Here is a 16532-nt window from a genome sequence, read left to right as displayed (position 1 = left end):
CAGGCGCGCGGCGCTGCCATGCATGAACCGCGTCAGAACGGGTACACCCGCGATGAGACGTCCGGAACGGTGAGGCCCAGAATGCGCTGGCCGATTCAGCTTGCGAGGAGAAGTGATGTCCGTCATTGCATTTCAAAGCCGGCCATGTCGGTAACCGTTCCGCTGGGTCGCCGGGATCTCGGTGACGAGCCGTACCGCGCCATCGCATACGACCGGGCGGTCGTGGTGGTGCCTGCACACAATGAAGCCGCCAATCTGCCGCGAAGCCTCAACGCGCTGGTGACTGCGGCCGCATGCTTCGCAGCGCCGACCCTGATCGTCGTCGTTCTGGACGACTGCGATGACGAAAGCATTCGATTGGCGGGGAAGTTCGGCTCCGATGTGCACTTTATCGAGGTCGAAGCCCGCAATGTCGGTGCGGCCAGAGCGGCCGGGTTTGCCTATTCGCAGACGGTGTGCGCAGTGGCGGCCTCGGCACAGCATCGTGTGTGGTACGCCACCACCGACGCAGACAGCCGGGTTGACGCCGATTGGCTGGTACGCCAGACAGATTCGGGAGCCGACATGGTGCTTGGCGTGGTTCGCGTGGAGAACTGGCAGCAGACCCCGGCAGGTGCGGTACGCCGCTACCTCAGTAGATACCGCGCGAAGCGCAAGCCCGACGGGCATGGCCATGTTCATGGTGCGAACATGGGATTTCGTGCCGACAAGTACTGGAAAGAAGGCGGATTCGCTGCGATCGGCAGCGGAGAGGATGTCGATCTCGCCCAGCGGTTCGAACAACGGAGCTACCGAATCCATCGCGATGACGGGCTATCGGTCGAGACGTCGGCCCGTCGCGTCGGAAGAGCCCCCGAGGGATTTGCGGCGTATCTGAGGTCCTTCTCACGCCGCGAGGGTGTGGGATGACGGCCGATCTCGTGCGACGGTGGCTGCACGCCGGTGAGCTGGCACTTCCGATGCCGGGAGCGGGACATACCGCCGCGCGATGGTGGAAGCTTGCCGCGCTGACGCAACACGACGTGACCGCGGGACGGCTTGCCGAAGCGCACTGCGATGCCGTGGCGATTCTGTGCGAACTCGACGGCCCTGCTCCCGGCCCGGCACAGCTGTGGGGCGTGTGGGCGGCAGAAGCGCCGAACACGATGGTCACCGTCGTGCAGAGGGACGGTGTCGGCGTGCTGGATGGGACGAAGGCATGGTGTTCGGGTGCCGGTTCTTGCACCCATGCGCTCATCACTGCCAGAGGAGAGGACAACACGCGGGGGCTCTACGCCGTTGACATGAGCCAGCCGGAGGCGACCGCGCTACCGCAGATTTGGCAGAACGCCGGAATGCGAGAAAGTGACACGCGCTCCGTGCAATTGAGTGGCGCAATCGGCGTACCCGTTGGGGGCCCTGGGCAGTACCTGGACCGGCCGGGCTTCTGGCACGGCGCCATGGGCGTGGCGGCCTGCTGGCTTGGCGGGGCCCGCGGCGCGGCCGAGCCCCTCTATCGAGCCGTCGCCGAGGATCATCAAGGCTCTTCCGGTGACCCCCACGCACACGCTCACCTCGGTGCGGTGGATGCGGCGCTTGCCGCGGCCGAGTCCATTCTCCTGACGGCCGCCGCCTATGTAGACGCCGAACCTCGTAGCGACCACACCGAACTCCTGGCGCGCCGTGTCAGAGCTGTAGTGGAGCACGCTGTAGACGAGGCGATCGTGCGCACCGGCCGGGCGTTGGGGCCCGGGCCACTGGCACTCGACGCCAGACACGCCCAGCACGTCGCCGATCTGACCATGTACGTGCGGCAGAGCCATGCCGAGCGTGATCTCGCGGCCTTGGGGAGAGCCGCGGCCGGATGAGTGTCGCCAGCGCCGGAAACTGCGGGCGACTCGCCGAACGCCCAATTTCGGCCGGCGGTACGTCTATTGACGAGTGGCTGGCGTGGCCGCGTGAATTTCCGCGCCTAGATCTCGACGAGTGCCCGTCCCTGGTCCTGGTCGCGCCGCATCCCGACGACGAGACGTTGGGGTTCGGTTCTGCGGCATCGCGGCTGCACGCACGGGGAGTCGATGTCGTCGTCGTGTCAGTGAGCGATGGTGGGGGCGCGTACCCGGGCTTGTCGTCGAGGGAGCGCCGCTGGCTGGAGCGAGATCGTCATGCTGAATTACTCTGTGCTACAGATATTCTTGGGCTCGATCCGCCTGTCAGGCTCGGTCTGGCCGACGGAGCGCTCGCCGAGTGTGAAGAGGAAATGAGCGGCCGTCTCGTCGAGATTCTCGATGCCGCACGGCCCGGGGTGTGGTGTGCGGCGACGTGGCGTGGCGACGGACACCCGGACCACGAGGCTGTTGGCCGCGCGTCCGCCGCCGCGGCAACTCGCACCGGTGCGGTGCTGCTGGAGTACCCGGTGTGGATGTGGCATTGGGCCGTGCCGGACGACAACGAGGTGCCCTGGCACCGGATGTGCACGGTACCCCGCGACCACGCCTCGTTCGGTCTAAAACAGCAGGCCACCGATGCGTTCCAGACGCAGCTATGCCCTCGGGGACCGGATGCGGAGGCGATACTGCCGCCGCACGTAGTGAACCGGCTCCTGGTCCTTGGCGAGGCGGTGTTCCGCTGATGGGGCGTGTACCGGACGACTTCTTCCACGAGATGTACGCCATATCTGACGATCCGTGGCAACTCGCACAGCGCTGGTATGAACAGAGGAAGTACGCCATCACGATGGCGATGCTGCCCAAGCCGCGCTATCGCCATGTCTTCGAGCCCGGCTGCTCCGTGGGGATACTCACCGAGCAGTTGGCGGCGCGCTGCGAACGGGTCACTGCCATCGATCTTGTGGGCTCGGCGCTCGATTCCGCGCATGCGCGCATCGCTCGGTGTGGACACTCGGCCCGGGTGAGTTTTCATCGGCAGTCGTTGGATTCGGATTGGCCTGCAGAAGATTTCGATCTAGTAGTGCTGTCGGAGGTGGCCTACTATCTTGACGCCGTCCTGTTGCGCGACGTGCTGGACCGTGAGCTTGGGCGGATGCGCGAAGGAACGACGATCCTCGCCGCGCATTGGCGTCATCCGGTGGACGATTATCCGTTGACGGGCGATGAGGCGAACCGGCTGATTGGTGCGACGGCCGGATTGCATCAGGCCGCGCGTTACCGTGACGACGATGTCGCCATCGACGTGTTCGTCGTTGGTCTCCTGCCGTCGGTCGCCGTGGCCACCGGGGTGCCGGGCGCGGATCACGGTGATCGATAAGAAAGCTCGGAAGAAGACCTGTTTGGCTCGGGCATCCGGTGGGTAGTCCTGTTCTGACGCTACATAGCGAAGGAGCTGATGATGACCACGTTCACTATCCCTGGGCTCTCCGATGCGCAGGGCAGAAAGATCGCCGATCTGCTGCAAACACAGCTCAGTACCTACAACGACCTGCACCTCACCCTGAAACATGTGCACTGGAATGTCGTAGGCCCCAACTTTATTGGAGTGCACGAGATGCTCGACCCACAGGTTGAGTTGGTACGTGGTTACGCCGACGAAGTCGCCGAGCGTATCGCCGCATTGGGCCGGTCGCCGCAAGGAACCCCCGGCGCCATCCTGAAAGACCGTACGTGGGACGACTATTCGGTCAGCCGTGACACGGTGCAGGCTCATTTGGCGGCGCTGAACTTGGTGTACGACGGCGTGATCGAGGACACCCGCAAGGCGATCGAGACACTCGACGATCTCGACCTTGTATCTCAGGACTTGCTGATCGGCCACGCCGGCGAACTCGAGAAATTCCAGTGGTTCGTTCGTGCGCACCTGGAGAATTCCGGCGGTCAGCTGGCCGGTGGGGATGCGAGCACGGAGAAGAAGGCCGCGGCTCAGGCCAAGAAGAAGGCTCTCGTCACCTGATGGGGTGTGGTCTGTGTGGCAGGCGCTCGCCGCATGTGTTGAAGGTTACTTCCCTTGCGGTTTAAGGGCACTGGGTACGGGAAGTCCGTAGGTAGGGACGGTGAACACCGTCTGCCGCGTGCATACGTGGTTGCAAAGAGGAAAGGAAACGTATGTCTGACAAGAGTGGTCCCGAAGAAGGTATCGAGGGCGTCGTTGAGGGCGTAAAGGGCAAGTTCAAGGAAGTCGCTGGCGCGGTAACGGGCCGTGACGACCTCAAGCGTGAAGGCCAGGCGCAGCAGGACAAGGCCGATTCGCAGCGTGAGGCTGCGAAGAAGGAAGCCGAGGCCGAAGCCGCGCGTAAGGCCGCGGACGTCAATGAGGCGCGCCAAGAAGCGCAAGCGCAAGCGCAACGGTAGCTACCGATCGACAGCGGCCCGTCCCCGGAGAGGGGGCGGGCCGCTGGCTTGGCACCTCGGGCGAGCCCCTGAGGGCCTTTTGTCTTCTCCGCGAATCGGAGGAGTGCAGGTAGGCGGATGTTTGAGGCGTCACGCCAGTGGGAATTCCTACTGGACATCGTTCTACTACGGAGGTGATTGTCGTGCCGAACTCGTCGATCAAGAACGAGAAGATGTACAAGGATCTGCGTAAACAGGGCGATTCCCAGGAGAAGGCGGCACGGATCTCCAATGCGGTCGCCGCCCGCGGGAGCTCCGCGGTGGGACGTGAGGGCGGCAAGTCGGGTTCCTACGATGACTGGACGGTGGCTGAACTCCGCAAGCGTGCCAAGGAGCTTGGCATGTCGGGGTACTCACGGCTGGCCAAGAGTGGGCTGATTGACATGCTGCGAAACCATTGAGTGCCGGGGCACCCACTCAAAAGCCTGATGCCACATCTTATTTCGCCCGGTGACCGCGGCGGAAAACCATGCAACTGCCATGCCGGGCGATATCACCGGCGGCGTAGACACCGCTCGCGGAGGTGCTCATCGCGGAGCCCGTGACGACACGTGAGTCCGTACCGATGCGCCCTCATGGTGCTCACGGAATGCTTCCGCCGCCGCACCTGCCGGGCCGCCGCCCGCGATGATCAGACCTGGTTCACTCATGACCACCGGATACCCGCATGAGCGTCTTCCGCAGGGGTGATACGTGACTGAAAGCGGAGGGGTCTGCCTCCCGGTAGAGCGGTTTTGGATCCGCCGACGTCACCGGGTACCCTCGTGAGGGCTTTATGCCCCCTTAGCTCAGTCGGTAGAGCGTTTCCATGGTAAGGAAAAGGTCAACGGTTCGATTCCGTTAGGGGGCTCGGTGGACGGAAGGCGGAAACGCCGGCTCTGTCTGCGGGGCGGTGTAGCTCAGCTGGTTAGAGCGCACGACTCATAATCGTGAGGTCGGGAGATCGAGCCTCCCCACCGCTACCACCCGTACATAGTCAACGAACGAAAGAGGGCAACTGCAGTGGCCTCCAGCACAGACGTCCGGCCCAAGGTCACCTTGGCTTGTGAGACGTGCAAGCACCGTAACTACATCACCAAGAAGAACCGGCGCAACGACCCTGACCGGCTGGAACTGAAGAAGTTCTGCCCGAACTGCGGATCGCATCAGCCTCACAAAGAGTCGCGCTGATCGCGCTTCTCCTTGGCCTTCCCGTGTCGTCTGAACGCGACACGAATAGGCAAGCCTTACTTGGTATCGGTCAACATCAGTAGGTAGGTTCCGCCCCGTGGCTTTATCGCAAGATCTCGTCGGAACGCACTACCGATACCCCGACCACTACGTGGTCGAGCGGGAGAAGATTCGCGAGCACGCCGAAGCTGTGAAGAGCGAGCACCTCGCCCATCACGAAGAGGCCAGTGCTGCGTCTCTCGGCTACGGTTCACTGGTCGCTCCGCCGACCTTCCTCTGCATCTTCGGATACACCGCTCAGGCAGCCTTTTTTGAGAACGCAAACATCGGGATCAAGGACGAGAAGATCGTCCAGGTTGACCAGGAACTCAAACTCCTGCGTCCGATCACGGCTGGCGACAAGCTGTATTGCGATGTGTACCTCGACTCGATCCGACGCTCGTTTGGTGCCGACATCATCGTCACCAAGAGCCTCATCACCAATGACAAGGGTGAGCTGGTGCAGGAGCTGATCACGACTCTTGCCGGGCGCACTGCAGAAGACGGAGAAGAAGGCGGGTTCAACTGATGGCACTGCGTGAGTTCGGTTCGGTCAACGTGGGAGACCAGCTGCCGGAGAAGATGATTCCGCTGACCCGGCAGGATCTTGTGAACTACGCCGGAGTCTCCGGCGACCTCAACCCGATCCACTGGGACGACGAGACCGCCAAGCTGGTGGGGCTCGAGGACGGCGCCATCGCGCACGGCATGCTGACCATGGGCCTCGGTGGTGGCTATGTCACCGAGTGGATCGGCGACCCGGCGGCTGTTACCGAATACAACGTGCGCTTCACCAGTTTCGTCACTGTGCCCAATGACGGTGTCGGCGCGGAGATCGTCTTCAACGGTCGTGTGAAATCGGTCGATCAGGACACCAAGTCGGTGACCATCGCGCTGACCGCCACCACCAACGGCAAGAAGATCTTCGGACGCGCCATCGCGACTGCGACGCTGGCGTAAATCATGGCGCTCAGTTTCGAAATCGTCGGAATGACGCACAAGTACTCGAGGACCTACGTGGTGGGCCGCGAGAAGATCCGCGAGTTCGCGCAGTCGGTCAAAGCGGTAGACCCGGCCAGTCTCGATCCGAAGGCAGCGGCCGAACTCGGGCATCACGGTCTTATCGCGCCCTTGGCCTTTCCGGCGGTGATGGCGCTGTTGGTGCAGAAGGAATTCTTCCGCACCTATGACGTCGGCATGGAAACCATGCAGATCGTGCATTCCGAACAGAAATTCGTCTACCACAAGCCCATCGCCGAGGGCGACGAGCTGTCCTGCGATTTCCAGGTGGACTCCCACAAGGAAGCCTTCGGCGTGGACATCGTGACCACCCGCAACATCGTCCGCAACCAGGCCGGCGAGCTGGTCATGGAGGCGTTCACCACGCTGATGGGTCGTGACTCGGAGCGGATGGCCGACATCAAGCTCATCTGAAGATCATGGTTGCCAGTCTGTGCTGATCGGCGGGCAATTTCAGTCTGGGGATAGCGTCGGGGTACACTCAAGATTCGGGGTTTTCCCACCACAACGCGCCTGTCGGGTACTCGGGAGGCGCGTGTGTTGTGTGAGGCCCCGGCCAACCGGGTTGGCATGCCAGCCATAGGGGTGTAGCTCAACTGGCAGAGCAGCGGTCTCCAAAACCGCAGGTTGCAGGTTCAAGTCCTGTCACCCCTGCAACATCCTGGGGTATGCACTAGGGAACGACGAGATCACTCGCCGAAAGGTAAGAGAGGTACGGAAGGGCATGAGCGACGAGCTAGACGAGTCCGGAGTCGACAGCGACCGGGCCGTCACCTCGACCAAGCCGCTTCGTCCGACGGGTAAGCGGACCCGCCGTGCTGACGCCTCGATCGCGGCTACGGAGCTCACCGATTCAGGTGCCTCCGAGACCGGTGAGGTGAAGAAGAAGGCCAAAAAGCCGGCCGCCAAGAAGGACAAGACGGGGCCGTCGCGCAATCCGATCGTCCAGCTGTGGGTGTTCCTCAAGCAGGTGGTTGCCGAGCTGCGCAAGGTCATCTGGCCGAACCGCAAGCAGATGGTCAGTTACACCTCGGTGGTGCTGGTCTTCCTGGTGTTCATGGTGACCCTGATCGGTGTGATCGACCTGGGCCTGGCCCGGCTGGTCATGCTGGTGTTCGGGTAGTAGAGAGACGAGAGAGGACGAACGGTGACGACCTTCGACGGCGACGCTACGAGCGAGCCAGAAGACACCGCGGATACCGCTGTATCGGTTGACGTGGTGGATGAGAGCACCGAGACCGAGGAGACGGCGCAGGAGCCGACCGCGGATGTGCCGGCTGCCGAGGCGGAGGCCGACGAGGATGCCGACCCGGCCGTCACGTTGAAGGCTCAGCTGCGTCGTGAGCCGGGCGAGTGGTACGTCGTTCACTCGTACGCCGGATACGAGAACAAGGTCAAGGCGAACCTGCAGACCCGCGTGCAGAACTTGGACGTCGGCGATTACATCTTCCAGATCGAGGTGCCCACCGAAGAGGTCACCGAGATCAAGAACGGCCAGCGTAAGCAGGTCAACCGTAAGGTGTTGCCCGGTTACATCCTGGTCCGGATGGAGCTGAACGACGAGTCGTGGGGCGCGGTCCGTAACACCCCCGGTGTCACCGGATTTGTCGGCGCGACGTCGCGTCCGTCGCCGCTGTCCCTCGATGACGTGGTGAAGTTCCTGCTGCCGCAGACTCCGGCCAAGAAGCCCGCCAAGGGTTCAGCGGCCGAGGCCGCAGGTGCGGCGGCCGAGACCGGTGGCCTGGAGCGTCAGCTCATCGAGGTCGACTTCGAGGTCGGCGAGTCGGTCACCGTTACCGATGGTCCGTTCGCGACGCTGCCGGCCAGTATCAGCGAGGTCAACGCCGAACAGCAGCGCCTCAAGGTGCTGGTGTCCATCTTCGGCCGCGAGACCCCGGTCGAGCTCAACTTCACCCAGGTGGAGAAGCTCTAACAAGACTTCGGACCGCGTGACGGTCCGCAGAACCTCCGGTCGAATAACGGCCGGAACACGGAAGGAAAGTAAGGAAACACCCCATGGCCCCGAAGAAGAAAAAGGTCGTCGGGCTGATCAAGCTTCAGATCAAGGCCGGCGAGGCCAACCCTGCGCCGCCGGTCGGTCCCGCGCTCGGTCAGCACGGCGTCAACATCATGGAGTTCTGCAAGGCGTACAACGCCGCGACCGATTCGCAGCGCGGCAACGTCATCCCCGTGGAGATCAGTGTCTACGAGGATCGCAGCTTCACCTTCGCGCTCAAGACCCCTCCCGCCGCCAAGCTGCTGTTGAAGGCCGCCGGCGTGCCCAAGGGTTCCGGTGAGCCGCACAAGACCAAGGTCGCCAAGGTGACCTGGGATCAGGTGCGCGAGATCGCCGAGACGAAGAAGGAAGACCTCAACGCCAACGACATCGACGCCGCCGCCAAGATCATTGCCGGCACCGCGCGCTCGATGGGCATCACCGTCGAATAAGACACGAAACGCCCAGTGGTAAGGCCCGCTTCGGCCTGCAGCGTTTGATGCTCTTCACCCAAGAGACTCATCGCACACCACAACCCAACGATTGATTGGATACCAATGAGCAAGAACAGCAAGGCATATCGCGAGGCCGCCGAGAAGGTGGACCGCGAGAAGCTGTACACCCCTCTTGAGGCCGCAAAGCTGGCCAAGGAGACCGCGTCCAAGAAGTACGACGCCACTGTCGAGGTCGCGATGCGCCTCGGCGTCGACCCCCGCAAGGCTGACCAGATGGTCCGCGGCACCGTGAACCTTCCGCACGGTACCGGTAAGACCGCTCGCGTCATCGTCTTCGCGGTGGGCGACAAGGCCGAAGCGGCCACGGCCGCCGGTGCCGATGTTGTCGGCAGCGACGACCTGATCGAGAAGATCCAGGGCGGCTGGCTGGAGTTCGACGCCGCCATCGCGACCCCGGATCAGATGGCCAAGGTTGGTCGTATCGCCCGTGTCCTGGGACCGCGTGGTCTGATGCCGAACCCCAAGACCGGCACGGTGACCCCCGATGTGGCCAAGGCCGTGACCGATATCAAGGGCGGCAAGATCAACTTCCGCGTCGACAAGCACTCCAACCTTCACCTGATCATCGGCAAGGCCTCGTTCGATGCCGAGAAGCTGGCGGAGAACTACGGTGCCGTGCTGGACGAGATCCTGCGTGCCAAGCCGTCGTCGGCGAAGGGGCGCTACCTGAAGAAGGTTGTCGTCACCACCACGACGGGCCCGGGTATTCAGGTCGACCCGAGCGTGACCCGGAACTTCATCGAGGCTCAGTAGCCTCCCGCGCACATTATCTGCACAAGCCCCCATTTCCCCTTCATATCGAGGGAGGAATGGGGGCTTTGTCATGAGTAGGGACCAAAGACCGTAGCGGCCCGGATCCTTCCCGTCCTACCGTGGAACAACGGGGTACGAAGGGAAGGAATGCCATGGTGGCACGTTCTATTCCACTCCAGGGCAGCGTGACCGCCGGAACGCTGGTCCAGGCGTCGGCACTGATCGACAGCAGGTTGCTCGCGTCTGACGATTCGCAGCACATCCCGGATATCGTGTCGGCCCGTCACTTGCTGGCCGCGATATCGCACAGCGACAAGAACATCGGTGATCAATACGTGGTTGGGCTGTAGTGATGCCGGTGCTGGATTCCGTCGCGGGTGCCACACTGGGTGTGGCAAGCGGAAGGGTGACGGACATGATCACTGTGTTCCTGGTGGATGATCACGAGGTGGTGCGCCGCGGTCTGGCGGATCTGCTGGAGGAGGAAGAAGACTTCTCGGTGATCGGCCAGGCATCCTCGGTGGCCGAGGCAATGGCGCGTATCCCCGCGCTACAACCGGACATCGCGGTGCTGGACATCCGGCTTCCCGACGGTAACGGGGTTGAGCTGTGCCGCGAATTGCGGTCCAGGTTGCCGAATCTCAACTGCCTGATGCTCACCTCGTTCACCGATGAACACGCCATGCTCGACGCGATCATGGCGGGTGCCGGAGGCTACGTCATTAAGGACATCAAGGGAATGGAGCTGATCTCCGCGGTCCGCACCGTTGGGGCAGGACGCTCGCTGCTGGACAACCGGGCCGCTGCCGCATTGATGAACAAGTTGCGCGCGGCGGCCGACAACCCGTCGCCGCTGGCGGGGCTCACCGCCCAGGAGCGGACGCTGTTGGAACTGATCGGGGAGGGGCTCACAAACCGCCAGATTGCGGAACGAATGTTCTTGGCGGAGAAGACGGTCAAGAACTATGTCTCGCGTCTGCTCACCAAACTGGACCTCGAACGTCGGACACAGGTTGCCGTACTGGCTACCAAACTCTCGCGTGAGAATCAGGGACCGCAGGGCTGACGGGGTTCGTGGTCACTCCAGGTCAGGGTGTGCGAGAGTTGATTTGTGGTGGAGGACGTTGGTGCGCAACCCAATCGGGTGACGGCGGAGCTGGCCCATTTGCAACTGCGTGAATTGCTCGCGGAGGTGCAGGGCCGGATCGAGCAGATTGTCGATGGCACGCGGGGGCGTATGGACGCCCTCCTTGACGCCGTCATGGCTGTCAGCTCGGGGCTGGAACTGGACGCGACCCTGCGGGAAATTGTCTGTGCGGCATCGGAGCTGGTTAGTGCCCGGTACGGTGCACTCGGTGTCGTGGGATCGGATGAGAAGTTGGCGGAGTTCGTCTACGAGGGTATCGACGAGGCGACCCGCGCGCTAATAGGCCCGCTGCCCACGGGACACGGTGTGCTTGGCGTCGTGATCGACGAAGCCAAGCCCCTGCGGCTGCGGGATATCGCGGCACACCCGGCCTCGGTCGGGTTCCCCGCGAATCACCCGCCCATGCGGACCTTCCTGGGTGTGCCCGTGCAGGTGCGCGGCGAGGTATTTGGACGGCTGTATCTCACCGAGAAGCTCGATGGACAGGAGTTCACCGAGGACGATGAGGTGGTGGTGCGGGCGCTGGCGGGGGCGGCCGGTATCGCGATCGAGAACGCCCGCCTCTATCAGCATGCCCGGCGTCGTGAGCAATGGCAGCGTGCCACCGCGGATATCACCGCTGAGCTGCTCGGTGGGGTGGACCCGGGCAAGGCACTGCACCTGGTGGCTTCCAGTGCGGCACTGCTCGCGGAGGCAGATTTCGCGTTCATCGCGCTGCCCGTCGGTGACGAGCAGGACACTGCCGAGCTGGTGGTGGCAGTCTGCGAAGGTGATGGTTCAGAAGTACTGTGCGAGAAGGTGATCCCCGTCGACGGGTCAACCTCCGGGAGCACCTTTGTCGATCATGAGCCGCGGAACGTGGGCCGGCTCGAGGTTAACCTGGCCGAGGGCACGGACTTAGCGTTCGGGCCCGCCTTGGTACTTCCGCTCGGAGGAGGGGGTGCGACGGCGGGGGTGTTGATCCTGCTGCGCACGGTGGGATCGGTGGCCTTCGACGAAGAGCAGCTCGATATGGCGGCCTCCTTCGCGGGGCAGGCGGCGCTGGCGCTGGAGCAAGCCGAGGTCCGTCTGGCCAAACATGAACTGGATGTGCTGGCCGATCGTGATCGCATCGCCCGTGACCTGCACGATCACGTCATTCAGCGGCTGTTCGCCGTCGGCCTGGCGATGCAGAGCACTCATCGCCGGTCCGTGGATCCGACGGTGGCGGCTCGCCTCGCCGACCACATCGATCAGCTGCACGACGTGATCCAAGAGATCCGGACCGCGATCTTTGATCTGCACACCAATGACGAATCCCTGCGTGCCACATTGCGTTCCACCATCAACGAGCTCACGGCCGACACCGGGCTGCGGGTATCTGTGCGCATGAGCGGGCCGTTGGATGTGATACCCGCCAGCACGTCCGGTGACGCCGAGGCCGTGGTGCGCGAAGCCGTGAGCAACGTGGTGAGGCACGCCCGCGCCCGGGAGTTGTCGGTGACGGTGTCCGTGGACGACGAGTTGGTGATCGACGTGGTGGACGATGGCATCGGGGTGCCGGACGTGGTCGCACGCAGCGGCCTGAGCGGGCTGGCGAACCGGGCCGCGGAGTCGGGGGGCACGTTCAGTGTGTCGGCGATGGACACCGGCGGCACCCGGCTGGTGTGGTCGGCACCGCTGCCTTAGCCGCCGCATTCGGTGATGCGGCGCCGCAGAAACTCGCGTCCCGGATCGGATCCGTTGGTGGACAAGGCCGTCCGGTACCAGTCGGCGGCCTCAGCATGTCGGCCGGCACGCCGAAGCAGATCGGCGCGGACGGTAGCCGCCAGATTCGATCGCGCTAGGCGTGGATCGTGGGCCACCTTCTCCAGCGCCGCCAGTCCCGCGTCGGGGGTGTCGCGCAGGCCGATCGCCAACGCCCGATTCACTAGCACCACAGGGGAATGCGTCATGATCGCGAGCCGGTCGTAGGCCTGACAGATGGCGTGCCAATCGGTCTCCTCCCAGGTTGGAGCCGTGGCATGCAGCGCGGCGATCACCGCCTGCGGCAGGTAGGGGCCGGTCGATCCCGCAGCTTGTCGCAACTGACTCAGCCCGCGGGCAATGCGATCGCGATCCCACCGGGCACGGTCCTGCTCATCGAGGGGTACTAGTGCGCCGTCGCGATCCATGCGCTGCAGGCGCCGCGAATCATGCAGCAGCACAAGCGCAGCCAGCGCATTGGCTTCCCGCTCCTGTGGCATGAGCTTGCACAGCTCACCGGCCAGACGCACGCCCTCATCGCACAACTCGTCGCGAATGGCCGATGGTCCGCCCGTCGACCAGTAGCCCTCGGTGAACACCGAATAGATGCAGCTGAGCACGTGCGGAGTGCGTTCGGGCAATAGCACGGCGGGCGGCACCCGCAACGGAATGTTGGCCGTACGAATCTTGGCCTTGGCGCGGGTGATCCGCTGACCTATGGCGGCCTCACTGTGCAGCAGCGCCCGGGCGATCTCGGCCACCGTCAGGCCCGATACCAGCCGCAGCGTGAGGGCCAGCTGCGACACTCGCTCCAGGGCAGGATGGGCGCAGGTGAACATCATCCGTAGCTCGTCGTCCGGCACGGAGTGCGGATCGGAGACGTCGGTGCGGGCGGTGATGTCGTCGAGCACGGCGGCCAGTTCCTTTCCCGGACGCAGCGTCTCGCGCCGTAGCCGATCACGCGCCCGATTCCGCGCGGCCGTCAACAACCACCCGCCCGGATTATCGGGTACGCCGTCGCGCGGCCAGGTGCGCACAGCGTCGGTGCACGCCTCCTGGACGGCGTCCTCGGCGACGGTGAGGTCCCCTGACCACCGTGCGATGGCAGCGACCGTTGGCCCCCACTGCCGCCGAAAGACGCCGTCCAGATTGGTCATCGTGGATGTGACGCGTGCGCGAAGACCATGTGGTTCGCCTAGAAACCCGAGACGCCGGTGAGCTGCCGCAGTTGCACCGCGGATGCCGGCAGCAGAGAGGCGAGCTCGATGGCTTGGTCGCGGCCATCGGTGGCGAGTACGTAGAAACCGTTCGCGATCTCGGTTCCCTCGACGTACGGGCCGTCGGTGAGAACGGTCTCTCCGTCGCGCACTCGGACCGTGGTGGCCGTGGACGGGGGATGCAACGGTCCCGCGATCTTGATATGCCCGCTTGCCTTCTCGCCGAATACCCCATGCTGAGCCGCCACCGCTTGCCATTCGGGGCTGCCCGGCACATATGCGCGTTCTCCGGGCTCCAGCAGCAGTGCGAGCCAACTCGTGGACCCCTGCCCCCCGAAGTCTTGGGAGCAGTCGACCAGCGGCCACACTTCTACGGCGCCGCGCTTGGCCTCCGGGATATCCCGTGCCAAGGCAAGGGCGTCATCGAGGTTGTCCGCCTCCAATACGTAGTAGCCGTTCGCGACCTCGGCGCCCTCGGCGAACGGACCGTCGGTGATGACAGGGGCATCGGGTCCGCCGGTGATTCGGACGCTGTCGGCTTCGGGATACAGCGCGTCGCCTGCGCGGATAGCTGATGCCGCCTTGGCTTGAAAGTTCAGGTAGTCCGTCAGTTCCTGAGCAGCCTCGTCGGGTGTGCGTTCCTGCTGGGGACCTATAAGCAGTGCGAGGTAATGCATGGTGGAGCCCTCCGTCGGTATCAGTGAGCGGAACTCTGCGATCCACTCTCTACCTGTCTGACGAACCGTGCACCACCCATCAGACACCTTCCGCCGAAAATTTCGCGATACGGCGTACAAAGGAACGCATGGCACGAAGCGATGGAGACAGCTGGGAAATCACGGAGAGTGTGGGCAGCACCGCGTTGGGGGTGGCCAGTGCCCGTGACGCGGAGACACACAGCGAGAACCCGTTGATCAGTGATCCTTACGCCGGGCACTTTCTCGCGGCCGCCGGCGAAGGAGTGTGGAGCATGTACCGCTTCGACGGGGAACCCCCCGCCGCGCTGCTGGAGGCCGAGCCCCGATTGGCCGAGCGCATTGCCGCCATGCGGTCCTATGTCGCGTGCCGCACCAAGTTCTTTGACGACTTCTTCCGCGAAGCGTCCGGAGCCGGTATTCGTCAGTCGGTGATCCTGGCGGCCGGTCTCGACGCACGCGCGTGGCGACTCGACTGGCCCGCCGATGCGGTGGTGTTCGAGCTAGACCTTTCCACGGTGCTCGCCTTCAAGGCCGACACCCTGGATGCGCAGGGCGCGACGGCGCGCGTTCGCCATGTCCCGGTCGCGGTGGACCTGCGCGACGATTGGCCCGCCGCGTTGGCGGCCAGCGGGTTGGATGCCGGCGAGCCGGTGGCCTGGATCGCTGAGGGCCTGCTGCCGTATCTGCCGCCCGCGGCCCAGGACTTGCTGTTCGAGCGGATTGATTCACTCAGTGTGTCGGGCAGTCGTGTCGCGGTGGAGAACTTCGGTGAAGGCTTCTTTGATCCGGAAACACTTGCACGGCAAAGGGAACGGGGGCAGGTGTTCCGGCGTGCCGCCGAGAATATCCAAGACCAGGACATTCCCGATGTGGCGGAGCTGTGGTATCTGGAGGAACGTACCGACGCGGGGGAGTTCCTGGCCGGCCGCGGATGGCAGGTGACCAGCGAGACCACGATCGCCCTGTTGGAGCGTCACGGTCGGGGTATCCCCGCCGATCTGCCCGACGCGACCCCGAACTCCGCATTCCTGATCGCGGAGAAGACCAGCTAGGCGAAGACGGTCAGGGCGCCGGGAACCACATCGATATCGATCGGCAGTGGTGCCACCGGATCCCCATCGGCATACGCGGTGATGTTGTCGGCGGACAGCCGGACTCGCCGTGACCGGAAGGTGCTCACCTCGGGCAGGTCGACGTGGGTGCCCTGGTAGACGGTGGGGGAGAGCCGCAGCAGGCGCAGCCGCCCACCGGCCGCCACCACCGTCACGTCGAGTAGCCCATCGTCCAGAATGGCGTTGGGGCAGATGCGCATTCCGCCGCCGTATGAGGTTCCGTTGCCGACCGCGACCAGGGTGACATCGGTCTCGATGACCTGATCGTCCAATTCGATGCGGAACGGCAGTGGCCGCAGCCTCGCGGCCTCCAACGCCATGGCGATGTCATAGCGGCGACGGCCCCGAGGCCAACGCATCCGGTTGGCGCGATCGTTGACCAAGGAGTCGAATCCGGATGCCACGACGGTGGCGAACCACGTGGTGTTTCCGTTGTATTGAATGCGTCCGGCGTCGATCACCTGGGTATTGCCGGTGGCGATCACGTCGGCGGCGGCAACGGGGTCGCCCAGCGGGATGTTCAGCATGCGGGCACAGTCGTTTCCGGTGCCGATCGGGATCACGCCGAGCGCCACCGGGGTGGATGCGACCGCCTGTAGCGCGATGCTGACCAGACCGTCCCCGCCCGCGGCGACGATTCCGCGGGCGCCGGTGCGGGCGGCTTCCTGTGCGAGGGCATGCGATTCCGATGCGGACGACGCCGCGTGGTGCGTCACCGTCAGCCCGCGCGTGCGCAGATGTGCGATGGCAGCCTCGGCTGCTTGCGCTGCGGTGTGGCCTGCGGCCGGATTCGTCAGGACGGTGAGGTGGGTCATCGG

At 64.1% G+C, this 16532-nt stretch carries 23 protein-coding genes and 3 tRNA genes; 22 read left to right on the top strand and 4 right to left on the bottom strand.

Annotated features, from left to right (window positions below; translation table 11 throughout):
- The first annotated feature begins 144 nt into the window (after positions 1–144).
- The 7 genes from DSM43276_RS18540 to DSM43276_RS18510 all read left to right on the top strand — a co-directional run bounded on the left by DSM43276_RS18540 (position 145) and on the right by DSM43276_RS18510 (position 4723).
- Positions 145–909 (top strand): glycosyltransferase family 2 protein, encoded by a 765-nt coding sequence (locus DSM43276_RS18540; RefSeq protein ID WP_078327826.1) that lies wholly within the window; start codon positions 145–147, stop codon positions 907–909.
- Positions 906–1847 (top strand): acyl-CoA dehydrogenase family protein, encoded by a 942-nt coding sequence (locus DSM43276_RS18535; RefSeq protein WP_078327825.1) that lies wholly within the window; start codon positions 906–908, stop codon positions 1845–1847. The genes DSM43276_RS18540 and DSM43276_RS18535 overlap by 4 nt, the downstream gene beginning before the upstream one ends.
- A complete protein-coding gene (locus tag DSM43276_RS18530; RefSeq protein WP_078327824.1) occupies positions 1844–2611 on the top strand; it encodes a PIG-L deacetylase family protein in 768 nt (255 codons plus the stop codon). Before DSM43276_RS18535 ends, DSM43276_RS18530 begins: the two co-directional genes overlap by 4 nt.
- Positions 2611–3246, top strand: coding sequence for an SAM-dependent methyltransferase (locus DSM43276_RS18525; protein ID WP_078327823.1), 636 nt, complete (start codon positions 2611–2613; stop codon positions 3244–3246). Before DSM43276_RS18530 ends, DSM43276_RS18525 begins: the two co-directional genes overlap by 1 nt.
- A gap of 81 nt (positions 3247–3327) precedes the next feature.
- Positions 3328–3885, top strand: coding sequence for a Dps family protein (locus DSM43276_RS18520; RefSeq protein ID WP_078328003.1), 558 nt, complete (start codon positions 3328–3330; stop codon positions 3883–3885).
- 152 nt (positions 3886–4037) lie between these two features.
- Positions 4038–4283, top strand: coding sequence for a microaggregate-binding protein 1 (mbp1, locus tag DSM43276_RS18515; RefSeq protein WP_078327822.1), 246 nt, complete (start codon positions 4038–4040; stop codon positions 4281–4283).
- A 182-nt stretch (positions 4284–4465) separates the two neighbouring features.
- Positions 4466–4723, top strand: coding sequence for a DUF7218 family protein (locus DSM43276_RS18510; protein WP_078328002.1), 258 nt, complete (start codon positions 4466–4468; stop codon positions 4721–4723).
- Between the two features lie 126 nt (positions 4724–4849).
- Here DSM43276_RS18510 and DSM43276_RS23950 read toward each other — a convergent pair whose 3' ends face one another.
- Positions 4850–4972, bottom strand: coding sequence for a hypothetical protein (locus DSM43276_RS23950; protein ID WP_268807838.1), 123 nt, complete (start codon positions 4970–4972; stop codon positions 4850–4852).
- A 127-nt stretch (positions 4973–5099) separates the two neighbouring features.
- Here DSM43276_RS23950 and DSM43276_RS18505 point away from each other — a divergent pair.
- From DSM43276_RS18505 to DSM43276_RS18440, 14 genes are all read left to right on the top strand, one after another.
- Positions 5100–5172, top strand: a tRNA-Thr gene (locus DSM43276_RS18505).
- A gap of 38 nt (positions 5173–5210) precedes the next feature.
- Positions 5211–5287: transfer RNA gene (locus DSM43276_RS18500), tRNA-Met, on the top strand.
- Between the two features lie 37 nt (positions 5288–5324).
- Positions 5325–5492 (top strand): 50S ribosomal protein L33, encoded by a 168-nt coding sequence (rpmG, locus tag DSM43276_RS18495; RefSeq protein WP_030096611.1) that lies wholly within the window; start codon positions 5325–5327, stop codon positions 5490–5492.
- A 97-nt stretch (positions 5493–5589) separates the two neighbouring features.
- Positions 5590–6060 carry a (3R)-hydroxyacyl-ACP dehydratase subunit HadA gene (gene hadA, locus DSM43276_RS18490; protein ID WP_078327821.1) on the top strand — a complete coding sequence of 157 codons (471 nt, stop codon included), beginning with the start codon at positions 5590–5592 and terminating at the stop codon, positions 6058–6060.
- Positions 6060–6491 carry a (3R)-hydroxyacyl-ACP dehydratase subunit HadB gene (gene hadB / locus DSM43276_RS18485; protein ID WP_078323439.1) on the top strand — a complete coding sequence of 144 codons (432 nt, stop codon included), beginning with the start codon at positions 6060–6062 and terminating at the stop codon, positions 6489–6491. The genes hadA and hadB overlap by 1 nt, the downstream gene beginning before the upstream one ends.
- 3 nt (positions 6492–6494) lie before the next feature.
- A complete protein-coding gene (locus DSM43276_RS18480; RefSeq protein WP_078327820.1) occupies positions 6495–6965 on the top strand; it encodes an FAS1-like dehydratase domain-containing protein in 471 nt (156 codons plus the stop codon).
- A 167-nt stretch (positions 6966–7132) separates the two neighbouring features.
- A tRNA-Trp gene (locus DSM43276_RS18475) sits at positions 7133–7205 on the top strand.
- Between the two features lie 70 nt (positions 7206–7275).
- Positions 7276–7674, top strand: coding sequence for a preprotein translocase subunit SecE (secE, locus tag DSM43276_RS18470; protein WP_078327819.1), 399 nt, complete (start codon positions 7276–7278; stop codon positions 7672–7674).
- Positions 7675–7698: 24 nt separating this feature from the next.
- The gene (nusG, locus tag DSM43276_RS18465) at positions 7699–8484 is read left to right on the top strand and encodes a transcription termination/antitermination protein NusG (RefSeq protein ID WP_078327818.1); all 786 of its coding nucleotides are present in this window, start codon (positions 7699–7701) and stop codon (positions 8482–8484) included.
- An 83-nt stretch (positions 8485–8567) separates the two neighbouring features.
- Positions 8568–8999: a 50S ribosomal protein L11 gene (gene rplK, locus DSM43276_RS18460; RefSeq protein WP_078323442.1), complete on the top strand. Its 432-nt coding sequence runs from the start codon at positions 8568–8570 to the stop codon at positions 8997–8999.
- A gap of 105 nt (positions 9000–9104) precedes the next feature.
- Positions 9105–9815, top strand: coding sequence for a 50S ribosomal protein L1 (gene rplA, locus DSM43276_RS18455; protein WP_078327817.1), 711 nt, complete (start codon positions 9105–9107; stop codon positions 9813–9815).
- Between the two features lie 152 nt (positions 9816–9967).
- Positions 9968–10165, top strand: coding sequence for a hypothetical protein (locus DSM43276_RS18450; protein ID WP_078327816.1), 198 nt, complete (start codon positions 9968–9970; stop codon positions 10163–10165).
- Between the two features lie 65 nt (positions 10166–10230).
- Positions 10231–10881, top strand: coding sequence for a response regulator transcription factor (locus DSM43276_RS18445; RefSeq protein WP_078324067.1), 651 nt, complete (start codon positions 10231–10233; stop codon positions 10879–10881).
- 45 nt (positions 10882–10926) lie between these two features.
- The gene (locus DSM43276_RS18440; protein WP_078327815.1) at positions 10927–12630 is read left to right on the top strand and encodes a sensor histidine kinase; all 1704 of its coding nucleotides are present in this window, start codon (positions 10927–10929) and stop codon (positions 12628–12630) included.
- Here DSM43276_RS18440 and DSM43276_RS18435 read toward each other — a convergent pair.
- Both DSM43276_RS18435 and DSM43276_RS18430 read right to left on the bottom strand, forming a co-directional pair.
- Positions 12627–13844, bottom strand: a complete 1218-nt coding sequence (locus tag DSM43276_RS18435) for an RNA polymerase sigma factor (RefSeq protein WP_078327814.1) — start codon at positions 13842–13844, stop codon at positions 12627–12629. The genes DSM43276_RS18440 and DSM43276_RS18435 overlap by 4 nt on opposite strands.
- A gap of 38 nt (positions 13845–13882) precedes the next feature.
- Positions 13883–14581 (bottom strand): YciI family protein, encoded by a 699-nt coding sequence (locus DSM43276_RS18430; protein ID WP_078327813.1) that lies wholly within the window; start codon positions 14579–14581, stop codon positions 13883–13885.
- A gap of 128 nt (positions 14582–14709) precedes the next feature.
- On the opposite strand from DSM43276_RS18430, the gene DSM43276_RS18425 reads away from it, so the two are divergent.
- Entirely contained in the window at positions 14710–15654 is a 945-nt protein-coding gene (locus DSM43276_RS18425) for a class I SAM-dependent methyltransferase (protein ID WP_078327812.1), read from the top strand.
- Here DSM43276_RS18425 and DSM43276_RS18420 read toward each other — a convergent pair.
- Entirely contained in the window at positions 15651–16529 is an 879-nt protein-coding gene (locus DSM43276_RS18420) for a diacylglycerol kinase (RefSeq protein WP_078327811.1), read from the bottom strand. The two genes, DSM43276_RS18425 and DSM43276_RS18420, sit on opposite strands and share 4 nt — an antisense overlap.
- Positions 16530–16532 lie beyond the last annotated feature (3 nt).

Source organism: Mycobacteroides salmoniphilum (assembly GCF_004924335.1).
Taxonomy (GTDB): domain Bacteria; phylum Actinomycetota; class Actinomycetes; order Mycobacteriales; family Mycobacteriaceae; genus Mycobacterium; species Mycobacterium salmoniphilum.
Note: the sequence above shows the minus strand (reverse complement) of the source record. Positions and strands in the feature narration are given on the sequence as shown.

Bases quoted from the DNA above. Each gene is read 5' to 3' on its own strand.
- DSM43276_RS18540 (WP_078327826.1), top strand. From the start codon at position 145: ATGTCGGTAACCGTTCCGCTGGGTCGCCGGGATCTCGGTGACGAGCCG.
- DSM43276_RS18535 (WP_078327825.1), top strand. From the start codon at position 906: ATGACGGCCGATCTCGTGCGACGGTGGCTGCACGCCGGTGAGCTGGCA.
- DSM43276_RS18530 (WP_078327824.1), top strand. From the start codon at position 1,844: ATGAGTGTCGCCAGCGCCGGAAACTGCGGGCGACTCGCCGAACGCCCA.
- DSM43276_RS18525 (WP_078327823.1), top strand. From the start codon at position 2,611: ATGGGGCGTGTACCGGACGACTTCTTCCACGAGATGTACGCCATATCT.
- DSM43276_RS18520 (WP_078328003.1), top strand. From the start codon at position 3,328: ATGACCACGTTCACTATCCCTGGGCTCTCCGATGCGCAGGGCAGAAAG.
- mbp1 (WP_078327822.1), top strand. From the start codon at position 4,038: ATGTCTGACAAGAGTGGTCCCGAAGAAGGTATCGAGGGCGTCGTTGAG.
- DSM43276_RS23950 (WP_268807838.1), bottom strand. From the start codon at position 4,972: ATGAGTGAACCAGGTCTGATCATCGCGGGCGGCGGCCCGGCAGGTGCG.
- hadB (WP_078323439.1), top strand. From the start codon at position 6,060: ATGGCACTGCGTGAGTTCGGTTCGGTCAACGTGGGAGACCAGCTGCCG.
- DSM43276_RS18480 (WP_078327820.1), top strand. From the start codon at position 6,495: ATGGCGCTCAGTTTCGAAATCGTCGGAATGACGCACAAGTACTCGAGG.
- secE (WP_078327819.1), top strand. From the start codon at position 7,276: ATGAGCGACGAGCTAGACGAGTCCGGAGTCGACAGCGACCGGGCCGTC.
- rplK (WP_078323442.1), top strand. From the start codon at position 8,568: ATGGCCCCGAAGAAGAAAAAGGTCGTCGGGCTGATCAAGCTTCAGATC.
- rplA (WP_078327817.1), top strand. From the start codon at position 9,105: ATGAGCAAGAACAGCAAGGCATATCGCGAGGCCGCCGAGAAGGTGGAC.
- DSM43276_RS18450 (WP_078327816.1), top strand. From the start codon at position 9,968: ATGGTGGCACGTTCTATTCCACTCCAGGGCAGCGTGACCGCCGGAACG.
- DSM43276_RS18445 (WP_078324067.1), top strand. From the start codon at position 10,231: ATGATCACTGTGTTCCTGGTGGATGATCACGAGGTGGTGCGCCGCGGT.
- DSM43276_RS18435 (WP_078327814.1), bottom strand. From the start codon at position 13,844: ATGACCAATCTGGACGGCGTCTTTCGGCGGCAGTGGGGGCCAACGGTC.
- DSM43276_RS18430 (WP_078327813.1), bottom strand. From the start codon at position 14,581: ATGCATTACCTCGCACTGCTTATAGGTCCCCAGCAGGAACGCACACCC.
- DSM43276_RS18425 (WP_078327812.1), top strand. From the start codon at position 14,710: ATGGCACGAAGCGATGGAGACAGCTGGGAAATCACGGAGAGTGTGGGC.
- DSM43276_RS18420 (WP_078327811.1), bottom strand. From the start codon at position 16,529: ATGACCCACCTCACCGTCCTGACGAATCCGGCCGCAGGCCACACCGCA.